General features: G+C 59.8%; 13 protein-coding genes, 1 other RNA gene and 1 pseudogene. 9 read left to right on the top strand and 6 right to left on the bottom strand.

Going from position 1 to position 22,454, the window contains the following annotated elements; translation table 11 throughout:
• The first annotated feature begins 31 nt into the window (after nucleotides 1-31).
• The 6 genes from ptsP (at nucleotide 32) to QP982_RS04730 (ending at nucleotide 9,872) form a co-directional block, all read left to right on the top strand.
• The gene (gene ptsP, locus QP982_RS04705; protein WP_070653252.1) at nucleotides 32-1,723 is read left to right on the top strand and encodes a phosphoenolpyruvate--protein phosphotransferase; all 1,692 of its coding nucleotides are present in this window, start codon (nucleotides 32-34) and stop codon (nucleotides 1,721-1,723) included.
• A 467-nt stretch (nucleotides 1,724-2,190) separates the two neighbouring features.
• Nucleotides 2,191-3,594 carry a branched-chain amino acid transport system II carrier protein gene (gene brnQ / locus QP982_RS04710; protein WP_070549801.1) on the top strand — a complete coding sequence of 468 codons (1,404 nt, stop codon included), beginning with the start codon at nucleotides 2,191-2,193 and terminating at the stop codon, nucleotides 3,592-3,594.
• Between the two features lie 80 nt (nucleotides 3,595-3,674).
• A complete protein-coding gene (locus QP982_RS04715; protein ID WP_049189588.1) occupies nucleotides 3,675-4,919 on the top strand; it encodes a dicarboxylate/amino acid:cation symporter in 1,245 nt (414 codons plus the stop codon).
• A gap of 123 nt (nucleotides 4,920-5,042) precedes the next feature.
• Complete coding sequence (gene thrC / locus QP982_RS04720) at nucleotides 5,043-6,491, top strand: threonine synthase (protein WP_049189589.1); 1,449 nt, start codon at nucleotides 5,043-5,045, stop codon at nucleotides 6,489-6,491.
• 139 nt (nucleotides 6,492-6,630) lie between these two features.
• Nucleotides 6,631-8,367, top strand: coding sequence for a thiamine pyrophosphate-binding protein (locus QP982_RS04725; protein ID WP_284870264.1), 1,737 nt, complete (start codon nucleotides 6,631-6,633; stop codon nucleotides 8,365-8,367).
• A gap of 77 nt (nucleotides 8,368-8,444) precedes the next feature.
• Complete coding sequence (locus QP982_RS04730; RefSeq protein WP_049189591.1) at nucleotides 8,445-9,872, top strand: MFS transporter; 1,428 nt, start codon at nucleotides 8,445-8,447, stop codon at nucleotides 9,870-9,872.
• Between the two features lie 29 nt (nucleotides 9,873-9,901).
• Here the strand turns inward: QP982_RS04730 and QP982_RS04735 are convergent, their stop codons facing one another.
• From QP982_RS04735 to QP982_RS04745, 3 genes are all read right to left on the bottom strand, one after another.
• A complete protein-coding gene (locus QP982_RS04735) occupies nucleotides 9,902-12,124 on the bottom strand; it encodes a hypothetical protein (RefSeq protein ID WP_284870265.1) in 2,223 nt (740 codons plus the stop codon).
• A gap of 98 nt (nucleotides 12,125-12,222) precedes the next feature.
• Nucleotides 12,223-15,405: a bifunctional [glutamine synthetase] adenylyltransferase/[glutamine synthetase]-adenylyl-L-tyrosine phosphorylase gene (locus QP982_RS04740; RefSeq protein WP_049189593.1), complete on the bottom strand. Its 3,183-nt coding sequence runs from the start codon at nucleotides 15,403-15,405 to the stop codon at nucleotides 12,223-12,225.
• Between the two features lie 61 nt (nucleotides 15,406-15,466).
• Nucleotides 15,467-16,807, bottom strand: a complete 1,341-nt coding sequence (locus tag QP982_RS04745; RefSeq protein ID WP_005511085.1) for a glutamine synthetase family protein — start codon at nucleotides 16,805-16,807, stop codon at nucleotides 15,467-15,469.
• Between the two features lie 140 nt (nucleotides 16,808-16,947).
• On the opposite strand from QP982_RS04745, the gene panB reads away from it, so the two are divergent.
• Together panB and QP982_RS04755 are read left to right on the top strand one after the other, a co-directional pair.
• Entirely contained in the window at nucleotides 16,948-17,757 is an 810-nt protein-coding gene (gene panB, locus QP982_RS04750) for a 3-methyl-2-oxobutanoate hydroxymethyltransferase (protein WP_224783789.1), read from the top strand.
• Nucleotides 17,758-17,787: 30 nt separating this feature from the next.
• Nucleotides 17,788-19,611, top strand: a complete 1,824-nt coding sequence (locus QP982_RS04755) for a CYTH and CHAD domain-containing protein (RefSeq protein WP_069359216.1) — start codon at nucleotides 17,788-17,790, stop codon at nucleotides 19,609-19,611.
• Nucleotides 19,612-19,621: 10 nt separating this feature from the next.
• Here the strand turns inward: QP982_RS04755 and QP982_RS04760 are convergent, their stop codons facing one another.
• Nucleotides 19,622-19,825 carry an SPOR domain-containing protein gene (locus QP982_RS04760; RefSeq protein WP_016423068.1) on the bottom strand — a complete coding sequence of 68 codons (204 nt, stop codon included), beginning with the start codon at nucleotides 19,823-19,825 and terminating at the stop codon, nucleotides 19,622-19,624.
• Nucleotides 19,826-20,088: 263 nt separating this feature from the next.
• On the opposite strand from QP982_RS04760, the gene QP982_RS04765 reads away from it, so the two are divergent.
• Nucleotides 20,089-21,252, top strand: a complete 1,164-nt coding sequence (locus QP982_RS04765) for a galactokinase family protein (protein ID WP_048732617.1) — start codon at nucleotides 20,089-20,091, stop codon at nucleotides 21,250-21,252.
• An 11-nt stretch (nucleotides 21,253-21,263) separates the two neighbouring features.
• Here the strand turns inward: QP982_RS04765 and rnpB are convergent.
• An RNA gene (gene rnpB / locus QP982_RS04770) (RNase P RNA component class A) lies at nucleotides 21,264-21,728 on the bottom strand.
• 59 nt (nucleotides 21,729-21,787) lie between these two features.
• A pseudogene (locus QP982_RS04775) lies at nucleotides 21,788-22,453 on the bottom strand (histidine phosphatase family protein); the annotation flags it as partial.
• Between the last annotated feature and the right edge of the window lies 1 nt (nucleotide 22,454).

The following is a 22,454-nucleotide window of genomic DNA, read 5'->3' on the forward strand; positions in this document are numbered from 1 at the left end:
CGCAGAGGTCCCGAAAAGGAGATCGGAAGCAATGAACGAGCAGCACACTGTCATCTATGGCATCGGTGTCTCGACCGGTACGGCCAGCGCTGAAGTAGTAAAGGTACTCCCCGCCCCGGGAGTTGATACTCAAGAGCCGTCGTCGACCGATCCCGTCGCCGATGGTGAGCGCGTCCGCGCGGCGATGGCCAACGTCGCAGAGTCGCTGAAGAAGCAGGCTGAGCACTCCAGCCCGCAGGCACGCCCGATTCTGGAGGCCACTGCGCAACTGGCTTCCGATAGGGCGCTCGCCAAGGCCGTGGTGAAGAAACTCAAGGCAGGCTCCGGCATCACCCAGGCCGTTCACGATGCCGTTGAAGACTACGCGCAGCTCCTAACCAGTCTCGGTGGCTACATGGCTGAACGTGTCACCGACCTCTACGATGTTCGCGACCGCACAATTTGCGAGCTGCGTGGCCTGCCAAAACCGGGCGTCCCGGATGTTTCCACCCCAACTATTCTGCTTGCCGACGATCTCGCGCCCGCCGAAACCGTGGGTCTTGACCCCGAGTTTGTCGTAGGCATTGCCACCGCCGGTGGCGGGCCGACCAGTCACACGGCTATCCTCGCAGCACAGCTGGGCATTCCAGCCGTCGTTAAGGCGAAGGGCGTCATGGAACTCGAGGCCGGTACCTTCGTCGCCATTGACGGCGGCGCCGGTGAGGTAATTGCGAATCCGACCGCCGATGAGGTCGCCGCGTTAGAAGAGCGCGCTCGACGCCGGGAAGCAGCCCTGGCACAGTCTGTGGGCGCAGGCAAGACCGCTGATGGGTACCCCGTGAATCTGCTGGCCAACATTGGTACGGCGGAAGATGGTGAGTCTGCAGCAGCGCAAGATAATGAGGGCACCGGCCTGTTCCGTACTGAGTTCCTTTTCCTCGACCGCGACAAGGCTCCGAGTTTGGAGGAACAAACGGAAACCTACACTCGTGTGCTGAAGGCATTCGGTGAGCGACGCGTGGTTGTGCGCACGCTGGATGCGGGTGCGGATAAGCCGCTGAGCTTTGCCGACCTAGGCGAGGAAGAAAACCCGGCGCTGGGTCGCCGCGGACTGCGCCTGTCGCAGGCTCGGGAAGATTTGCTGGATACGCAGCTGGATGCACTCGCCGCTGCGTTTGACGCCACCGGGCGCAAGGCTGACCTACGGGTTATGGCTCCGATGATCGCAACGGTCGAAGAAACAAAGTGGTTTGCGGACAAAGCGCGTGAGCGTGGCCTGCCGAAGGTCGGCATCATGATTGAGGTCCCCGCAGCAGCGATTCGTGCGAAGCAGCTGCTGTCCATTGTGGACTTTGCCTCCATTGGTACTAACGACTTGTCGCAGTACACTATGGCGGCCGACCGTATGCAGGGGGCTCTGGCGGATCTCCTATCGCCATGGCAGCCGGCTGTGCTGCAAATGATTAAGTCCGCATGCAAGGGCGGCAATGCTACCGGCAAGCCCATTAGTGTCTGCGGTGAAGCCGGCGGTGACCCGCTGCTGGCACTGGTCCTGGTGGGCCTCGGCGTGAGCTCGCTGTCCATGGCTTCCAAGAAGGTGCCGGCCGTCCGCGCCGCTCTCCGCCTCCACGACCGCGCTACCTGCCAGCAGATGGCAGCATACGCTGTCGATGCCGAAACTGCGGCCGATGCGAAGGCCGCAGTGACCGCGCTGGTGGATCCGAAGGTGAAGGATCTGCTGTAGAGCGACGGAATTAGCACTAAGCCTGGCGTACACACGCTGTCAGCGTAAACGTGTGCGCCAGGCTCTTTCTCTTATGTTCGCTGCCCCATCACAGGCAGCAAATTTTCTGGGAAATTTCTTGATTTTCTCTCTCTCGAACGCCCCATTAGGATAAATAGAGTGCCTTCGTCGGCACCACCAACGCCGTCGAAGCCCCTTAATAATTCCAATAAAGACGGCTCATACAAGCCGCAACTTAATTCACGCATCAGGCTCCACCCAGCCCGTGAAAATTCACAATTTCACATTAAGAGTGTCAGTTTTCGACATCGTGGCCTTTCATCTACATGGGCACACGAACTGCAATTGCGCTGTTGTAACGGGCGTTTGCGCCACCGCAGCACAGGCAACAACGGCGTCGCCACAGCAGCTTGCAGCATCGCCCTTGACCTTACGGGCGACACTAATTTAGAAAGAACACAATTCTCATGACCAAGTCGAGCGGAGTGGAGTCCCCGAAGTCTTTCGCTTCCATTATCGTTGTTACAGCTCTCATGCTGTTTTCGATGTTCTTCGGCGCGGGCAACCTCATCTTCCCGCCGAAGCTCGGAGTGGATTCCGGTACCAATTTTGGCCCCTCAATCACCGGCTTCCTGCTCACCGGTGTGGCGTTGCCAGTTCTGGCCATCATCGCCATCGCCATTTCAGGCAACAACCTGCGTGACCTAGCGTTTCGCGCAGGCCGCATCTTTTCCTTGGGCTTCCCGGTAATCGCATACCTTTCCATCGGTGCTTTCTACGCTCTGCCGCGTACCGGTGCCGTGTCGTACGAAACCGGTGTCCAGCCGATTTTCGGCAGTGATTCACTGGCCGTCGCTGCGGCCTTCTACTTTGTTTTCTTCGGTATCGCCTTAGCATTGGCGTGGAATCCGAATGAGATTGTGTCCAAACTGGGCAAGATTCTCACTCCGGCTCTGCTGATTCTCTTGGTTGTATTGGTTGGAATGTCGGCATTCAAATTCGATGCCGCTCCAGCTGCGCCAATTGAGAAGTACTCCTCTACCCCATTTGCCTCCGGCCTAGTCGAGGGCTACCTCACCATGGACTCCATCGCCGGCCTGGCATTCGGCATTATTGTCATTTCTGCCCTCCGCGTCAGCGGTGTCCCAGAGGGCAAGCGTATGGTTCGCGGCACAATGATCTCAGGCCTGTTCGCCGGCATTTTGCTGGCCATCATCTACTTGGGTCTGGGCTATGTCGGCCAGGTGCTGCCGAATGCCGCCTCCTTCGATAACGGCTCGGGCATTCTCGCAGAGGCTTCCAAGCTGGCCATGGGCCAGGTCGGACAGATTGTCTTCGGCCTCATCGTTCTGCTCGCATGTATGACCACCGCTGTCGGCCTGATTGCCGCCACCAGCGAGTTCTTCAACCTGCTACTTCCGGGCATCAGTTACAAGGCCTGGGCGATTATCTTCACGGTCATGTCCTTCGTAATGGCAACACAGGGGCTGTCTCAGGTACTGGCGATTGCCGCGCCAATCATCACCTTTATTTACCCGCCGGCTATCACGCTGATTGCACTGACTCTTCTCGACCCGGTCATTTCCTACTCCTTCAAGCTGCATTACACCTACCGCCTGGGCGTCTGGGTTGCCACCATCTGGTCGGGTATCTCGGTGCTCTCCGGTTTGGGTGTCGGTGGTTCTGCTTTGGCGGACTTCCTCAGTCTCGTACCTGGTCAGACCATCGAGTTCGGATGGTTCCTGCCAACTCTGGCAGCGACGGTAATTGGTTACGCAATTGACGTCGTCACGCGAAAGCAGCGCGCAAATCGCCCGGCGAGTGTGCTTGCCGACGAGACCGTTGCAGAAGAGGTAGCCGAAAAGGCGTAAAACCACACCCGGTTATTTGCGTTGCATAACGTAAATACCGCACGCTAGAGAAGTAAATTCCATCCGAACAAGGATTGACTATGAGTACCCGAATGCGTTTTACGCAAACGCTCCTATTCCGCGTTATTGTCGCGATTATTCTGGGCATTGTCTGCAGCTTTTTCTTCCCGGAATGGCTGGCTCGAATTTTTGTCACTTTCAATGGCCTCTTTGGTAACTTCCTGGGCTTCTTTATCCCGGTGCTGATTTTTGCCCTCATCACGCCGGCGATTGCCAGCCTGGGCCGCGGCGCCGGAAAGTGGCTGGGTATTACCACTGCTATCGCCTACGGCTCGACGGTGTTTTCAGGCTTGCTGGCCTACGCCGCCACCCAGGGGCTCTACCCTTGGCTGCTCGGCGCTGACCAAGCCGGCGCATCGGTGGATATTGATGAGGGCGCGCTGGAGAGCTTCTTCAATGTGGAGATGCCACCGCCGTTTGACGTCATGACCGCCCTGTTGCTGGCTTTCACGGTCGGTGTGGCGATGACCACCGTGAAGTCGGACTCGCTCTACCGCGGTGCGACGCAGCTGCGCGACGTGATTATGAAGATCATCTCGGCGTTTATCATCCCGCTGCTGCCGATTTACATCTTTGGCATGTTCCTGTCTATGGGCATGAACGGCAACCTGACCACGACGCTGTCGATGTTCTTCAAGGTGCTGCTTCTGGCAGTCATCGGCACCGTGCTCCTGTTGGCAATCCAGTTCTCCATCGCTGGCGCCATCGCTGGCCGTAGCCCGTGGACGTCCCTGAAGAACATGCTGCCGGCTTACGTCACCGCACTCGGCACCTCCTCCTCGGCCGCTACCATTCCGGTGACGTACAAGGCCGCGCTGAAGAATGGTGTCTCGGAGAAGGTCGCTGGCTTTACCGTGCCGCTGTGCGCAACCATCCACCTGGCCGGTTCGATGATGAAGATCACGCTGTTCGCGTTTGCGGTGATGTTCATGGCGGACAAGCCGCTTTCGCCGGGCATGGCCATCGGCTTCATTCTCACTTTGGGTATCACCATGATTGCGGCTCCGGGCGTTCCGGGTGGCGCAATTATGGCCGCGGTCGGTGTGCTGCAGTCCATGCTGGGCTTCGATCAGGAGCAGGTCGCTTTGATGATTGCCGCCTACATCGCCATCGACTCCTTCGGTACCGCATGTAATGTCACTGGTGACGGTGCAATTGCCATGATTGTTAACCGCTTTGCCAAGGATGATGTCATCGACCGTTCCGAAGAGCTCAGCTTCGACGCTGAAGAGGCCAATTCCGCATCTTCCACAACCGAGGCCTAACTGGCTTCGGTGCATATGTAAAAATTAAAGAAAACATCCACCGGTCAACCCCGTCGCAATCTTTCAAAAGGCCTTCTTATGGGCCGATGCGGCGGGTGTTGGCATACATGTAAGGGGCCCGCCTTGGACTTCATTTCGACTCGCGACCCAGAGCGCACGCCGCACAAGTTCTCAGACATTCTCCTGGGAGGTCTCGCTAACGACGGTGGCCTCTACCTGCCGGTCGAGTACCCACAGGTTGACGATGCCACTTTGACGCGTTGGCGCTCCGTGCTTGTCGACGACGGTTACGCAGCCTTGGCTGCAGAGGTCGTCAGCCTTTTTGTGGACGACATTCCACTGGAGGATTTGCGCGGTATCTGTGCACGGGCGTACACCTACCCGAAGTTCTCCGATCCGGATATTGTGCCGGTGACGAAGCTGGAAGATCAGCTCTACATCGGTCACTTGTCCATGGGCCCCACAGCGGCATTCAAGGATATGGCGATGCAGCTGCTCGGTGAGTTCTTCGAGTATGAACTGGCTCGTCGTGGCGAGACCCTGAACATCCTCGGCGCCACCTCTGGTGACACGGGTTCCTCGGCCGAGTATGCAATGCGCGGCCGTGAGGGAATCAGCGTGTTCATGCTAACTCCGGCTGGTCGAATGACCGCGTTCCAGCAGGCTCAGATGTTTGGTCTGCAGGATGCCAACATTCACAACGTCGCCCTCGACGGTGTCTTCGACGATTGCCAGGACATCGTTAAGGCCGTCTCCGGTGACTTGGAGTACAAGGCCAGCCGCCACATTGGTGCAGTCAACTCGATTAACTGGGCTCGCCTGATGGCTCAGATCGTGTACTACGTCTCCTCGTGGATTCGTGTCACTGGCGGCAACGGTGCTGAGGCGAACAACGCGCAGAAGGTCAGCTTCAGTGTGCCGACCGGCAACTTCGGTGATATTTGCGCCGGCCATATTGCGCGCCAGATGGGTGTGCCAATTGACCGCCTGATTGTGGCTACCAATGAAAACGATGTCTTGGATGAGTTCTTCCGCACGGGTGCCTACCGCGTGCGCAGCGCTGCGGAGACTCAGGCTACCTCTTCCCCATCGATGGATATCTCCCGCGCGTCTAACTTCGAGCGTTTCATCTTCGATCTGCTGGGGCGCGATGCTGAGCGCACTGCAGACCTCTTTGGTGTCAAGGTCAAGGAGGGCGGCTTCTCTCTTACTGCTGATCCGATCTTCCCGGAGGCTTCTGCCCAGTACGGTTTCCTCTCCGGTCGCTCGACTCACGCTGACCGCGTCGAGACCATCAAGGACTGCTGGGAGCGCCTAGAGGTCATGGTCGATCCGCACACCGCTGACGGCATCCACGTCGCCCGCGGCCTGGTAGACCAGGTATCCACCCCAATTGTCTGCCTGGAGACCGCTCTGCCGGTAAAGTTCTCCGAGACCATCCTGGAGGCCACCGGACGCGAGCCGGACTGCCCGGAGCGTTTCGCGGACATCATGAATGCCCCGCGCCGCGTTACCGAGCTGCCGAATGATGTCGATGTGGTGAAGAAGTTCATCGACGACAACGTGGCTTAAAACCGGGCATAGCCCAACGTCCCCCCCCCCCATCCGCGCAGCAGCGATGTGGAATAGTGCCCTCTTTTTTAAGGGCAAACGGCATTATCTTGGGCTATAGGGCTGTTATTACCCCCGTGATTACCTCACAATTGTTCACATGAGTTTCACTCGAGTTAATAGCCGTCCTATGCCCCACGCGCCAGCATCTTCCCCGCAGGAAGGTTCCCAAAAGACCACCACGGTCTCGCGGGCGCTGGCCGACACACTGGCCCAGCACTGCGACCACTGCTTCGGTCTCATCGGCAACGCGAACTCCCACTTCACGTCAGCCCTTACTGAATCGGGATTCGGCTACTCCTCCGTCCGACACGAATCGGCTGCTGTCGGGGCCGCCGATGCCTTCCACCGTGCAGGTGGAGGGCTTGCTATCGCGACCGCCACTTGCGGCGCAGGATTCACCAATGCGCTGACTACTCTGGCCGAGGCTCGGGTAGCCCGTATTCCGCTGGTTTTTGTCGTCGGCACGCACCCGGAACGCCCACGTCCCTTTGACCTCAATCAGGCGGCGCTCCTCGACGCACTCGATGTCTGTCATCGCACCGTTACTCCCGAGTCCGCGCTTGACGACGCAAACTTTGCGGTTCAGCACGCACTAAGCTCTCGGCAGCCTGTCGTGCTGCTGCTCCCCTATGACATCCAAGAAGCACCGATAACGACATCTGCATCTGAAACACAGTCGGCTAACCAGGAACATCTGCACACGGGCCGACCAGAATGGCTGGAGTCAACTGTCACGTCGCTGGCCGAGGAACTGCAGACTGCCCGTCGCCCACTCATTATTGCTGGTAGAGGTGTGCTGCTCTCTGATACCGCAGACCTAGTCCGTCGCATCGGGGACAGTGCAGGGGCACTGTTTATGCACTCAGCGATGGCTCGTCATGTGCTTTCCAGTCCGTGGCAGATTGGCACCGTGGGCGGTTTTGCGCATGCGTGGCAGGTGGAGCTAGCTCGACAGGCCGATGTGGTGCTGTTCCTAGGAGCAAGCTTCAACGCTTTCCAAAACCGTGGCGGCAACATGTTTGCACCGGACGCGAAGATTATCCAGGTTGTCGACGAGCCCCATCCCGCTGCTCAGCCGTCGGTGACACCGCTATTGGCTAAGTTGGAGGAACTTCTGCCCGTACTGGCAGAGCAGCTGGAGAAGTCCCGGGGGGCGTCGTCAAGCACATGGCGTGCGGAGTTGAAGACACTGCCGACGACAGCGGAGGTCGAGTCGCTGACGTGCGCGGATGGCCGGTTGGATCCGCGGGCGTGCCTGCAGTATCTGAATCGTATCCTGCCCAATCAGCGCGCTGTGTGTACTGACGGTGGCCATTTCCTGGGGTGGGTACCGAAGTATCTCGATGTGCCTGGTCCGCAGCAGCAAGTGATTGTGGGCACGGCGATTCAGTCAATTGGTTTGGGCATGGGGTCACTTGTCGGCCTCGCGGCAGCACGGCCCGAGGACTATTGCGTGCTAGTCGCCGGTGACGGGGGCGGCACGATGGGTATTGCGGATTTACCTGCGGCGATTGAGCAGCTGCGGCGTGGTCGTGGCGGTTGCGTGGTGTTCATTAACGATGCTGCCTATGGCGCGGAGCTGCACCAGTTTGGCGATGTCGGGTTGGACACCTCGTCTATGGAGATTGCCGACTACGACTTCGCCGCAGTCGGACGTGCCTATGGCGCTCACGGTTTCAGTGTCGGCAAACCTGAGGACTTTACCCAACTCGACGCCTACTTCCATGACGTTTCCAACTCCGATGAGGCTTCCGTTGCCGTAATTGATTTCAAGGTCTCACGGCTGGTGGTTGCGGACTTCGTGAAGGAAGTGCTGGCTAAGGCACAAAGGTAGTTTGCCGCAGGCATAATCGGGCTGCCTAGAACCCCGGTGCGACCCAACTTCAGGCCGGTTGGTTGATGGGGTCTACAATGTGGCGAGTGGTAAAGCAGCGTAACGGTAAAGATCAGATTTCATCAACAGATCAGCCCGCCACCGCAGTGGCAAAGGACCCGCGCGAGCACGTCACTGGCCGCGCGATTGCCGTCTGGCTGGCGGCGCTGATTACCTACATCGTTGCCATCGTCGGCCGCACCTCCATGGGTGTCGCTGGCGTCGAGGCGCTCGATCGCTTCCATATCAACGCCTCCCAACTCGCGCTGTTCACCGCCGTGCAGGTTGGCGTCTACGCCCTGGCGCAGATTCCGACGGGCATCATCATTGACCGCGTCGGCGCCAAGAAAACGATGGTCGTGGGCGCACTGATCATGGCACTGGGCCAGGTCATCATTGCGTTCACGACATCGTATCCGCTGGCTGTCATTGCTCGTGTGTTCATCGGCGCCGGCGATGCCACCGCATTCCTCGGTGCTATGCGGCTGCTTCCCGCGTGGTTCCCACTGCGCGTCACTCCGCTGTTCACGCAGCTCACGGCTGGTCTTGGCCAGCTCGGCCAGTTCATCTCTGCGGTCCCGTTCCTCGCGATTCTGCACGCCGCGGGGTGGGTGCCCGCGTTCTTGTCACTGAGCACCGCGGGTCTTCTCATCGCTATCGTAGGCATGATCGCGCTTGCCGACGTCCCGGAGAACTCCTCCACAGCCAAGATGTCACTTCGTAAACGCCGCGCCGCCGAGAAGGCCGCGAAAACGGCTGCCGATGGCGGAGCCTCTGCCGCAGCCGATGAGAAACTAACTATCGGCCAGACTCTGAAGATTGTGACCACTCACCCGGTGTGCTGGCAGGGTTTCTTCACTCACTGGACTGGTTTGATGCATCAGTGCATCTTCACATTGCTGTGGGGCATGCCTCTGATGATGCTAGGTATGGGTCTTAAGCCCTCCGAGGCCAGTGTGGTGCTGGTCGTTAACACGCTGTCAGTAATTATCGCCGGGCCGTTGATGGGCATGGTCTCGGCACGCACCGGCCGCGACCGTATCAAGGTTGTTGTCGCAATCGCGTTTATCAACATGGCCGTCTGGCTTGTGTTCCTGGCACCGAGCAACCCACCAGCGTACTGGGCAATTATCGTAGTCAACATCCTAATGGCCGGTCTTGGTGCAATGTCCAACTTCGGCTTTGACTCAGTGCGCGAAGAGGTCGATCGCAAGGTACTCGCCACCGGCACTGGGTTGGCGAATATGGGCGGTTTTGTGGCCACCATGCTCGCTGCACAAGGTGTCGGCTTCCTGCTGGATATTGCAGCTCCCGATGGAAATTACACCTGGGAGACCTTCCGCATTGGCTGGTTGGCTGTCGTCGGTGTGTGGGTGATTGGTTTCGTTGGCCTGCTGGTTGCAAAGCGTGCGGCGGCACGCTTTGTCGCCCAGCAGAGCCGTTTTGAGCTGGAACCTACGGAGTAGGAACTACAGGAAGTCGAGAGACGGAGCGGCTAGAACAGCGAAAGCTGCTCTGGTCCTTCCAGTCCCTCCGAGTCATCCGAGTCCTCCGAGTCCTCCGCTTGCTCGGAGGAGTCTGCGTGGCCGCTATCCTCCGTGCGTTCGCTGCCATCAGTCTGAGCACCATGGGAAACGCGCTCACCGGTGTCAGTTTCGGAGGCTGCGTTCTCCGGGACGTCGTCAAGCGAAGGCGTTGCTGCTACGGCCTCACGCTCATACATTTCCTGCAGCTTCTCGGTCTTGGTAATACGAACTAGCTCGGCGTAGATGACCAGCTTCATAGAACTATTGACCAGTGGCCCCAGCTGGGAAAACAGGACATCGACATCACCGTCAACCGCGAGGCATGCGCGACGCAGGCTCTCCTCGGAAATAATCCAGCGGGAGGTTTCCGCGCAGGTTTCGCGGTCACCGATGAAGTCCAACGCGAGGGCAACCTGGTTGCTGGCGACGCCATCCAGTGTGGCAGCCAGGCGCTCGTTAGGTGCGGCATCCTTGAACAGGCGGGCAATCTGGACTGCCTCCGCCGTCGGCACCTGGCCAGCGGCATACTCAGCGATGAGTTCGGCCATGCGCTGAGCACCGACGTGCTGATCAGTCAGCCAGATGTCGTGCAAGGCATACATGATGGCCATGGCTTGCCAGGAGGCGTGCCCATGATAGAGAATGCCCAAGATGCCGGCCTGCTCCAGCAGCCAACCGACCATCGCTTCCCCATCGGCGCCATTGCGAGCGCAGAGGTTGTCGACATTCCAAGCCATATGCCCTTCGACGCAGCAGCCATAGAACTTCTGATCTTCCTCCAGCTGCGCGGCCAGTGACACTACTTCACGCGCGGCATACGGGTAGCCGTAGGCAAGGGTGGCATGCGACAGATCATCGACGCCCATGGTCACCCACGGAAACTCGCCGTGCCACGGACCGCGACCAACGAGGAAGCCCGCCGCGAGATACGCCCATCGGGTCGAGGCATCAGCGTTGTACCAGTACTGCAGTGCGCGCGGCGTCGGATGCCCGCTGTCAGCGTGAATCAATCCCGCGTTGACCAGCATCTCCACAATCCAGGGCGCCGCGAAAGCACTCGCCCCTATTGACGCTGCGAAGTCCTGAATCCACAGCAGGCTCGATTCCTCATACATGTGCAACGGGTCCTTCAGACGTCCGTCGCCGCTGCCCGCAGCATCCATAAACGCCGAAGCAAACGCCACCGCAGCCACCGAAGCTTCGGTCAATTCCTTTGACTCCAGCGTTGCCGGGAAAGACTCCGTCGGATGCGGCTTACGAATCGACCACATGTCGCCCTTGAGCGCCAACGCGACTGCGCCCACCAGGCGGGCAACCACTGTCGATTCGTTGCGTGCTTCCGATTCTTGCTCAAATGTCGGCATCGCCGGTTCTTCTAGCACAGTCAGCAGCAGACGCTCTTCGGCCCAGCGCACCGCGTCGGCACGTAGTTCAGACCACATATAGGAGGGCAAGTACTTCTCGTCGGTTGCCATCCAGCGCAGCTCATTGCGAATATCCACCGGAGCTGTCATCACCAGAGCCCGCACCTTCACCGGATCGCAGAGGAAGCCTGCAATGAGCTCCACCTGGCGAGCCTGCACATTCCGCACCGTTAAATCGCTGGCGTTCAGGGCTCGCGGTGTGCCCTCTCCCGGCGCGTTATCCGGCTCCAGCCCCATGCGCTCCATACGGCGACTCAGCACATCCGCTGGCATATTCGCCACTAAGTCGGCGACGCGGAAGCTAAGGCTCGGTTCCGCCGGGAACACCTCCGAAATATGTGGCGGCACATGCCACACGCCCGCCGGTTCCTCCCACACGAGCCCCTGGCGCTGGCCACGGCGTAGCACATGCTCAAGCTGCTGCTTGCCGACGCGACGACGCTTGCGGTCAACGCCCTTCGGCGTATCGTGCGCCATCACGTCCGCATCCGATGCCCAATAGGCCACTTCTGTGAGGGTATCCAGCGATGCGGAATCCTCCAGAATATGAACCAAGTGGGCCACATCGAGAACATCGGGATCACAAAAAGACAGCGCCGTATGCGCTGAATCCTGTGACATCAGCAATTCCACCGCCTCTTGCCCAGCAGCTGAGGTATCAGCGGCTGGGCACGTGCGGCTCAATAAAAAACGCAGGTCAGTGCCATCGAGGTTGAGAATGAAATCCTCATACCTAGGGCGTACCGAGTAATCGACGTTGCGTTCCATAGCCCACCATTATGCCCGGTCGCCGTGCTAAGACAAAGGCTGCACCCCGCTGCCACATATTGAGCCTCGCAGCGAGGTGCGGCAGACCTCTGCCCGGCCTACTCGTGGTCGGGGTTCTCCTCACCCCAAAACACACGATTGACGACACGGCTGGAGTGACGAGTCAGACGCAAATAGTGCTCAATAAAACCGTTGGAATCCGATGCCTCCCACCCCGCCGCACCGGCGACCTGAGTCAGCTGACGCCCCGGCTGGGGCAGCTGATCCGTGCGCTTACCACGGGTGAGCACCAGCGCATTGCGAGCATTCGTCGCCATCAGCCAGGCATCCCGAAGTGCGTCGGTATCCTCCGCATCTAGAATTCCGCGGTCTTTCAGCACTTCCAGACACTCCAGCGTCGACGTGTTGTGCAACTCCGGCACCTCGTGGGCATGCAGCATGATTAGCAGCTGCACAGTCCATTCGATATCGGTCAGTGCACCGGAACCGAGTTTGGTGTGGGTACGGCGATCGGCTCCGCGAGGCAGTCGCTCGGAATCAACACGCGCTTTCATACGACGGACATCGCGGACCATCTTGGCATCAGCTCCGCCCTGTGGGTACCTCAGCGGATCGATGGCCTTAAGGAAGCGGGTGCCCAGGTCTTTGTCGCCGGCAATCCAGGTAGCCCGTAGCAGTGCCTGAATCTCCCAGGTTTCACCCCAGCGCTCGTAGTAGGTCACATAGGAATCCAGGGTCCTGACAATCGGGCCCGAGCGTCCTTCTGGGCGCAGGTCCACGTCGACCTCCAATGGCGGGTCCTGGCTTGGCTTTGCCAGCCGACGACGCAACGAGTCACAAATCCTGGTTGCCCACTTGACCGCCTCGGAATCGTCGACAAGCGGCGCTCCATCGGCGTCCTTGCGGGGTTCACAGATGAACATCACGTCGGCATCGGAGCCGTAGCCCAGTTCAGCACCGCCGAGTCGCCCCATACCGATTACGGAGATAATGCCCGGGACCTCCGAGTCAGGATGCTCCAGCGACCACGCACGGATTTCGGCGGCGAGGGCAGCTTCGAGTACGTTGTCCCACACCATCGACAGAGAATGACAGACCTCTTGCACATCCATCAGTCCGAAGAGATCTGCGGAGGCAATGCGCGCGAGCTCTGCACGGCGCAACGCACGTGCCACACCAATGGCCTTAGCTGGACTGTTGTGACGAGCAGCCGCTGCGACCAGCGCACGCCCGACTGCATCGGAGTCGGTATTCAGTAGCTTCGGCCCGGACGCGCCGTCGCCGAACCGTTTAATTACGTCCGGCGCACTCATAATCAGATCAGACGCGTACGGCGAAGAACCGAGCACCCGCATCAACCGCTGGCCGACGACGCCCTCATCGCGCAGCGTACGCAGGAACCACGTTTCGTCGTGGAGCTTCTCAGAGAGCTTGCGATAATTGAGCAGACCCGCGTCGGGGTCTGGCGTCGACGATAGCCACTCCATCAGCGTCGGTAGCAGCATCGCCTGAATACGCGACTTGCGCGAGGTGCCCGCCGCCAGCGCAGAAAGATGCTCGTAGGCGCGATCCGGGTACTGATAGCCCAGCGCGGCCAGCTGGCGCTTTGCCGCATCGGCCGATAGCTGCAGGGTTCCAATGTCCTGCTCCACCACGGAGTTCAGCAGTGGACGGTAGAAAAGCTTGTTGTGCAGGGAGCGGATCTGTGAGCTGGCCAGTCGAACCTGCTTGGCCAGCGGTTTGCTGGCATCGGTGCCGCCCTCACCGACGATGCCAGAGGCGCGACCGAGCCACTGAAGAGCTTCGGTGTCGTCGTCGGCAGGCAACAAATGCGTCCGCCGCATCTTTTGCAGCTGCAGGCGGTGCTCCAGCAGACGGACGAACTCGTAGGCGTTAATCAGCGCGGCACCGTCTTCGCGACCGATATAGCCAGCCTCGACAAGTGCGTCGAGTGCCATCACAGTTGGCAGCACGCGGAGGCTATCGTCATAGCGACCATGGACCAGCTGCAGCAGCTGCACCGCGAACTCGACATCACGCAGACCACCGCGACCGAGCTTGAGCTCTCGGTAGCGAAGCTCTTCGGGGACGTTTTGGACCACACGGGCGCGCATGCGTTGAACATCATCGACGAAGGATTCCCGCTGAGAGGCGGTCCACACCATCGGAGCTAGAGCATCGATGTATTCGCGGCCCAGCTCGATATCGCCTGTCATCGGCCGCGCCTTCAGTAACGCCTGGAACTCCCAGGTTTCAGCCCACCGCTTGTAGTAGGCGACGTGGGAATCCACGGTGCGTACGAGTGCACCCGACTTACCCTCCGGTCGGAGATTCGCGTCGACCTCAAAGAAGCAGTGGCAAGAAATCCGGATAAATTCGCTGGCCAAACGGGTGGCTCGGGCATCCGCCGGCTCTGCGACGAAAATGACATCCACATCGGAGATGTAGTTCAGCTCTTCCGCACCGCACTTGCCCATGGCGATTACGGCCAGGCGTGTTGAGACCGGCGACGAAGGAAAGACCTGTTGCACCGCGACAGAGAGTGCAGCCGTCAACGCCGCATCAGCCAGATCACTGAGTGCCTCCGAGACCTGACGGAATGGGACTTGTGGCTGTCCCGGACGGCGAGGGCCCCGTGGGTACGTGCCAGCCAAGTCGTAGCACGCAATACGCATAATCAAGTCGCGGTAGGCGCACTGCATCGCAACTTCGGCCTCACGGCCGGTTAGCTTCGCACGGTACAAACCGGGGCCTTCAAGCGTGGCGGGCGCAACGACGGGGTTGCGATACTCGGGATCCTCCTGCTTTTCCAGACTGGCCTCATCAGTGAGTTCGATGACCTCGGGCACAGCCCCGACGCTGGAGAGCATCTCGCGGAACATGTCTGCCTCAGTTGGAAACTCAGCTTGGAGCAGAACCCACTTTTCTGGGTGTGCAACCAGGTGATCGCCCAGTGCACTCGAGCCGCCGAGCAGCGCAAACATACGCGTACGTAGCGGCACCTGCTCGCGCATGGCTTCATCGAGACCGGACCAGGTGGCCCAGTTCTCCAGCTTTCCCTGCTGCTCCAGCTCGTCGAGAGCGCCTTTCAGCCGCACTAGCGCCATAAGCGCCAGCTTGGGGTCGCTGGCTCCGGCAAGACCCCACAACAGATGTAGGGACTCCTCGTTGTACCACCCCAAATCTTCCAGGTCAGCCCGCGTCCGATCGTCATTACGCAAGCCCAGCGCTGCGGGCCGCGGCACTGATTGGCGAGATGTGCGAGGTCGATTCATCACCATTGAAACTGGTCACCCAAAAAACAAATTAAAGACGAAAAAGGAAGGGGGCGGTACGGGGAAACTAGTAATCCAGAGTTGTGCGCAGCTCCCACTGCGTCACCTGACGCTGGAACTCGCGCCACTCGCGCCACTTATTGAGCAGGAAGAACTCGTAGACATGGTCACCGAGAGCATCGGCCACCAGATCGGAGCGTTCCATCTCCTGCAGCGCCACCTCCAGGGATGTCGGCAAATCGCGGTAGCCCATCGCACGTCGTTCCCGCTTGGTCAACTCGGAGATGTTGTCCTCTGCCTGCTCCGGAAGCTGGTAGCCCTCCTTAATTCCCTTCAAACCGGCGGCCAAAATCACCGAGTAAGCAAGATACGGGTTACAGGCCGAGTCCAAGGAACGAATTTCCACCCGGCGCGAATGTGCCTTACCCGGTGAGTACATGGGCACACGCACGAGAGCCGAGCGGTTGGCCATGCCCCATGTCGCGGACGTCGGAGCCTCATCGCCAAATGCCGTGCGCTTGTAGGAGTTGACCCACTGATTGGTCACAGCGGAAATTTCGCTGGCGTGAGTCAGAATGCCGGCAATGAAACCCTTTGCGGTGTCGGAGAGCTGGTTTTCATCATCCGGGTCGTGGAATGCATTAGTGTCCCCTTCAAAGAGGGAAATATGAGTGTGCATGCCATTGCCCGGCAAATCCTGGAAAGGTTTCGGCATGAATGTCGCCTGCACACCGTTTTTCATTGCGATCTGCTTAATGATGTAGCGGAAAGACATCACGTTATCCGCCATAGTCAGCGGATCGGCGTAGCGCAGATCGATTTCCTGCTGACCCGGCGCATTTTCGTGATGGGAGAACTCCACAGGGATTCCCATGTCTTCCAACACCGTGATCGCTTCTTGGCGAAAGCGGGGTGCGCGGTCGTAGACCGCCTGGTCAAAGTAACCGCCATTGTCCGTTGGCACCGGCGGCTTTCCATCAGTAGCCAGGCTCTCTACTAGGAAAAACTCAATCTCCGGGTGGATGAACGCGTGGAAGCCCTCGTCGGCAAGCGCCTTAATTTGGCGGCGCAGCACCTGGCGTGGATCTGCCCACGACGGCTGACCATCGGGCATGACGATGTCGCAGAACATGCGCGCGGACGTGATTGTGTCTTCTTTATGCAGACGCGGCATGACCTGGAACGTCGAAGGATCCGGTTGCGCGATAGTGTCAGCCTCGGAAACGCGGGAAAAGCCCTCCACCGCGGAGCCATCGAAACCAATGCCCTCTTCAAAGGAGCCCTCGAGCTCAGCCGGTGCGACGGCAACGGACTTCAGATACCCCAAAATATCGGTAAACCAGAGGCGGATATAACGGATATCTTGCTCTTCGATTGCGCGGAGGACGAATTCCTGCTGACTGTTCATACTTTCCAACGTTACCCAGGTGCCCGGATTCGCGGTACACATTTTGACCATCCGGCGTGGCTAGCCAACTGCCGCGCCCGTGTCATAACCGCTGCCCTCGTGGCCTCGAATTGCGGGTGACTATGGCATGCTCTATTGACATGAGCGGAAAAAAGATTCGTCTGAATAATCTGGCCGAATGGAAGGCTGAGTCTCGCCCCTGGGCAATGCTGACTTGCTACGACTACTCCACCGCGCGCGCTTTTTCCGCCGCCGGTGTCGAGCTGCTGTTGGTCGGCGACTCTGCAGCAAACGTTGTCTACGGCTACGACACCACCACCGAGATCTCGCTGGAAGAAATGATCCCGCTTGCTCGCGGTGTCGTCCGGGGCGCTGGCAACGCACTTGTGGTTGCCGATTTACCCTTCGGCACTTACGAGGCCTCCGATGAGCAGGCCGTGCTGTCCGCCGCGAAGATGATGCGCGAAACCGGCGCACACATGATCAAGATCGAAGGTGGCGTGCGTATCGCCCCGCGCATCCGTGCGCTGGTCAACGCCGGCATTCCGGTCATGGCGCACATCGGTTTCACCCCGCAGTCCGTCAACGCGCTGTCCGGTTTCAAGGTCCAGGGGCGCGGTGCGGGGGCGGACCAGCTGCGTGCCGACGCCCATGCGGTAGCCGATGCTGGTGCCGCGGCCGTGGTCCTTGAGATGGTGCCTGCGGATCTGGCCACCGAGATTACCCGCGAGCTATCCATCCCAACCTGTGGCATTGGCGCTGGTAACCAGTGCGATGGCCAGGTTCTCGTCTGGCAGGATGCCTTTGCAGTTCCGGCCGATGGCCGCAGGCCGTCGTTTAGTTCGGTGTTCGAAGAGGTCGGCGAGATGCTGACCAAGGGAGCGAAGCAGTATGTCGACCAGGTGCACTCCCGCGAGTTCCCTACTGAGGCGCAGAACTTTTCGGGTTAGCTCTTCGATTCGGGGGTAGAATTAGTGGTTATGGCATCTAAGTCTGGTTCTAAGTCCAAAACTCCAACTGCGGCGTTGGAGGTGGAATCTAAGTTCTCAGCTACCCCAGAAGTGGTAGCCCCATCGTTCGATTTCGTTCCACAGGTTGGCTCCACCACCACTGAGGTGCGAAATCTCTCCGCGATTTACCTGGACACGGCGGACCTGCGTCTGACCCGGTCCAAGCACACTCTGCGTCGCCGAACGGGCGGCCCCGATGAGGGGTGGCATCTGAAGGCGCCGGGTACCGGCGGTCGCCTCGAATATGGCGTCGGCCTGGAAGAGGGCTCTGTTAACGGTGAAGGCCGCGATGCTGACTACATCGTGCCTACCGAGTTGCTTGCTCCCGTGCGCGCAATTGTGCGCAATCACCCGCTGCAACCAATCGCGCAGGTAGACAATGAGCGCCACGTCACCACGGTGTTTGCCCTCGATGGCACGCCCATGGCGGAGTTTGCGGATGATCACGTCACGGCGACTTCCTTCCTCGATGGCGGCGAAACCACTACCTGGCGTGAGTGGGAGATTGAGCTGCTCGGGGATTGGGCAAATCACCCGGACGGTAAGGCCGTAATGGCAGCGATGTCCAAGGTCGCTGAGGTGGCTGGCGCCGTGCCGTCGGAAAGCCCATCGAAGTTGGCGACGGCGTTGGGTGACTCCATCGACTCCGCTCCCCTGCCGCCGGTTCCAGCGAAGCTGCCGAAGGGCACTCCGGGGCGCACTGTGGTCGATGCGCTGGCCGCTAACGTGGCCAAGATGGTCGAGTACGACCCGAAGGTACGCCGCGATGAGTTCGACTCGGTGCATCAGATGCGCGTCGCCACTCGCGAGCTACGCAGTCACATGCAGACCTTCCACGGCATTGTTGTGGGCGATAAGGTCGCTGAGTTGGAGAGCAACCTCAAGCAGCTGGCGGGTGTTCTCGGCGTGGCTCGTGACGCTGAGGTCGTCGCTATGCGCTGGGAGGAGTTGCTGGCCAATCGCGAAAGCGCCGCTTTGGGCGAGGAGCTGCGTGCGAATCTCGTCGAAGATGTCCAGAAGGACTACGACCGCGCTCATCAGCGCGTCATTTTCGCACTTAATTCAAGCGAGTACCTGCAACTTCTCGACGATCTCGATGAGTTCCTCGCCAATCCGCCAATTGCCGCAAATGCGGACGAGGCCGAGGCTGGGGAAAAGAAGTCTAAGAAGAAGGATGATTCGCTTGTCGACGGCGCGGAGAACGCAGCCGCAGAGGATTCTTCGGCAGCCGACTCCGAGGTCGCGGCTGAGGCTGATACTGCAGCCGCCGATGCAGCAGCTTCCACGACCTCAGACAAGGCCGCACCGGAGAAGGTAGCGGCACCGAAGGAACTCGACACCACTGCGGTGCTGCTCGATCACCTGCGCAGCGCGTTTTCGAAGTTCCGTCGTCGCCACAACCTGGTACTCGATGGCCGCGAGGATGCTGACCTGCCAGAGGCAGATCTGGACGAGCGTTACCACGATGTCCGCAAGGCTGCGAAGAAGCTCCGCTACAGCGCGGAAGCTGCTCAGAACGCGGACCTGCCGACCGAGAAGCTCTACGCTGCCTGCAAGAACCTGCAGTCAGTTCTCGGTGACTTCCAGGACACCTGTACTGCGCGCGACTTCGTGCTGGCTCGCGCTAAGCGTGCCTCCCGTGCGGGCAGGGACACCTTCGGCTACGGCGTGCTTTACCAGATGGAGTACTACGACGGTCTGAAGGCCCTGACTGAGTACGACGATGCCGTGGCAAAGGTTTTCAAGGCCTTCCGCAAGATGGAAAAGAAGATTAAGAAGGGCAAGAAGGCCTAAAGGCAAAGCCTTATTTCTCAGCTACGCCCCAGTCGTCATCTTCTTCATCCCAGTCGTCGGCCGCCTTGTTGCGCTCGGCGACTTTTTCCATGGCAGCGCGGGCTTCCTCTTCGGAATCGTAGGGGCCCATTCGGTCGTCCCAACCGGTTTTCTTCCCCTGAAACACCGTGCCCGTCGACGGCTGGTAGTACCACTTACTGCTGTTGTCGCTCACGATTTTTCTCCTCTTCCACATCGAGAACATGTCGAGTTATCAAGCGGTTCTGCCACCGCCAACTCCACACATAAGCAAACTTGCAGAGAGGCAACCATTTGCCTGCCATGTGCGCTGCGGCGACATAAAATCCCAGTATATAGGTTTGTCACTGTCCCCCGACCCGGGTATTATCGACGGAATTGTTCACCTTAGAACACAAGCGTTGAACGCGAACACTGCACACCAGCACTATGAGTCCGATCTCTGGAGAGGTTTCACCCATGCCCGCCGCACCCGCTGTCGTAAACGACGTCTTCGATGCCGTCGGTTCCAATGCTTCAGTTGCATACGCCCCGGGTTCCATCAACCTGTTGGGTGAGGACTGCGCGTCCTCCGGCGGCATGCTCCTAGCCACCGCCATTCCGGCCTATGCTGCGGTCGGTATCGAGGAAATCGACGAGCAGCAGCTCATTGTCGTGTACAAGCGCGAAACTACCAAGATGGATTTCCCGGATAGCGTCCCCGCCGCTTTTTCTCAGGTGCCGACCGCTGTCGCGGCTGCCATTGTCGCATTGCAACACTCGCTGCATCTCGTTCCGCGCAACAGCAACGGCCTGAAGGTCACCATTGCCTCCACCATCGCGCCAGGTCGCGGTTTTGGAGAGATTCCGGCAATTCAGTGTGCTCTCGCGCTGGCTCTCAATGCGCGTTTTGGCGACCGCGATGATGTGCCCACCCGCACGCGTATTGCCACCGCTATCCACGAGACCATGGTGCAGATTAAGGGACAGTCGTGGCCGCTGTACCCCTACACCACGGCGCTGCGCAGCCGCCCGGACAGCCTACTGTGCATCAACCACTCCGATGAGGCAGTCACGCAGACGGCGTTCCCGCAGTCGTTGGCGCTGACTGTCGCTTACTCCCCCGATGTCACCGGCGGTTCGCCCGACGAGGAGCGCTACGAGTTCTTCCAGCAAGCCTGCGCCGCTTTTGGCGTGCCGACTCTCGCTAGCCTCCCCGACTCACAGGAGCGGGTCGCGGACTGGGTGCGTGCTCGTCACGAGGTGCACCCGGACGACGAAGACATCCCGACCATCGGCCGTGCCATTCAGTGGCTTGACGAAGCCGACGCATCCTCCGACCGTGCCCGCGCAGTCATCGGCCACATCCGTCACAGCGATATTCAAGCAGCCATCGCAGGGGTTTCGCGCGATGTCAGTGAGCGTGGCTCCGCGCCGTCGGCAAGCTCTGTGCTGGGGCAGATTGCCGAGCTGACCGACACCATTGACTGCGAGAAGATTGCCCGTTGTGCGCCATGCCCGGGTGCGTCGCTGGTGATGTGGTCCCACGTCGACGACGCCGATCGGATTGCCTCCGCGCTTAACGACGGCGGTTCCGAGACCATCCGTGTGGAGAACACTGCAGCCGGCGCGGTGGTCGAGTAATAGAGCTTGTGTGAACGAGTCGGCCTATGAGCCGGATTCTGTCCCTCGGCGCTCCTTTCGGAAAGCGCCGGGTGGCGATCATCCATCTCGGTCTGCCATTGCTGACAGCCTGAAGCAGCACACCCGCGAGTATCGGACGGGCAGCCCTCAAACACTCGCGCACGCGCACGACGAAGCATGCGCGATTTTGCCTTGCTCCTGGTGGGGTTTACCTAGCCGGTGCAATCACTTGCCCCGCTGGTGCGCTCTTACCGCACCTTTTCACCCTCACCGGATCTCCACAGCTTTACGTCAAAGACATCGGCTGTGCGCCCGGCGGTCTATTTTCTGTGGCACTATTCCCGCAGGTCACCCTGGGTTGCTGTTAGCAACCACCATGCCCAGTGGAGTCCGGACTTTCCTCGACAGCGGCCTGGACACACTCTGTAAAAGAGGCGTCCGGTTCCGTTAACTGCCGCGATCACCCGGCCGGCTCGCTCGAATGGTTAGTGTACCCGCCACAACCGCAATTCAAATAACCCGCCGTGCTCGGCTGCTAACCACGCAGGTAGCTGGTGTCGTTAATCAGCCGCACCGATGTCGGCCCATCTGCGTAAAACTCCGCGATGGAGAGGCTGGCCAGGTCCAAGTGCAGGCGAGTGAAGATTTCAAAGCCGCAGCCGAGCCCCTGGCGCAGCAGCGACTTGATTGGCGTGACATGGCTGACTACCAGCACATCCGAGGCACCGAATTGTTGAGCGATGCGCTCACGCGCGGCGCTCACTCGGCTATCGACGGTAGGGAAATCCTCCCCCTCCGGTGGCGCCACGGCCGGATCCGCAAGCCAGGAACTGTGCAGCTCAGGGGTGGCGTTGTGAGCCTCGGAGAAAGTCATGCCCTCCCACTGCCCAAAGTCGGTCTCGCGCAGATCCTCTTCAACGTGGATGTCCAGCCCGAGCGCTTTGGCTGCCGCCTCTGCTGTCTGCTGTGCACGACGCTGTGGAGAGGCCACAATCGCCGAGAAACTCATGTTGCCGCTATCGACCAGCGCCGCCAGGTGACGTGCTGCCGCTTTCGCTTGCTGTCTGCCCACCTCTGTCAGGTCGGGGTTCGAACGGCTTCCCGAGTACTCCCGGCGAATCGACATTGGCGACTGCCCATGGCGCAGCAGCACCAACCGCGTGGGATCCGTAGTCGCCCCCGTCCAGCCCGGCGCGCTATCG

This window comes from Corynebacterium sp. MSK019, from assembly GCF_030232425.1.
Classification (GTDB): Bacteria; Actinomycetota; Actinomycetes; order Mycobacteriales; family Mycobacteriaceae; genus Corynebacterium; species Corynebacterium jeikeium_D.

Excerpts from the sequence above, each read along its gene's own strand:
- QP982_RS04735 (WP_284870265.1), bottom strand. The coding sequence starts at position 12,124 with ATGGAACGCAACGTCGATTACTCGGTACGCCCTAGGTATGAGGATTTC.
- QP982_RS04715 (WP_049189588.1), top strand. The coding sequence starts at position 3,675 with ATGAGTACCCGAATGCGTTTTACGCAAACGCTCCTATTCCGCGTTATT.
- brnQ (WP_070549801.1), top strand. The coding sequence starts at position 2,191 with ATGACCAAGTCGAGCGGAGTGGAGTCCCCGAAGTCTTTCGCTTCCATT.
- QP982_RS04745 (WP_005511085.1), bottom strand. The coding sequence starts at position 16,807 with ATGAACAGTCAGCAGGAATTCGTCCTCCGCGCAATCGAAGAGCAAGAT.
- QP982_RS04725 (WP_284870264.1), top strand. The coding sequence starts at position 6,631 with ATGAGTTTCACTCGAGTTAATAGCCGTCCTATGCCCCACGCGCCAGCA.
- QP982_RS04740 (WP_049189593.1), bottom strand. The coding sequence starts at position 15,405 with ATGGTGATGAATCGACCTCGCACATCTCGCCAATCAGTGCCGCGGCCC.
- QP982_RS04765 (WP_048732617.1), top strand. The coding sequence starts at position 20,089 with ATGCCCGCCGCACCCGCTGTCGTAAACGACGTCTTCGATGCCGTCGGT.
- ptsP (WP_070653252.1), top strand. The coding sequence starts at position 32 with ATGAACGAGCAGCACACTGTCATCTATGGCATCGGTGTCTCGACCGGT.
- QP982_RS04755 (WP_069359216.1), top strand. The coding sequence starts at position 17,788 with ATGGCATCTAAGTCTGGTTCTAAGTCCAAAACTCCAACTGCGGCGTTG.
- QP982_RS04730 (WP_049189591.1), top strand. The coding sequence starts at position 8,445 with ATGTGGCGAGTGGTAAAGCAGCGTAACGGTAAAGATCAGATTTCATCA.
- panB (WP_224783789.1), top strand. The coding sequence starts at position 16,948 with ATGAGCGGAAAAAAGATTCGTCTGAATAATCTGGCCGAATGGAAGGCT.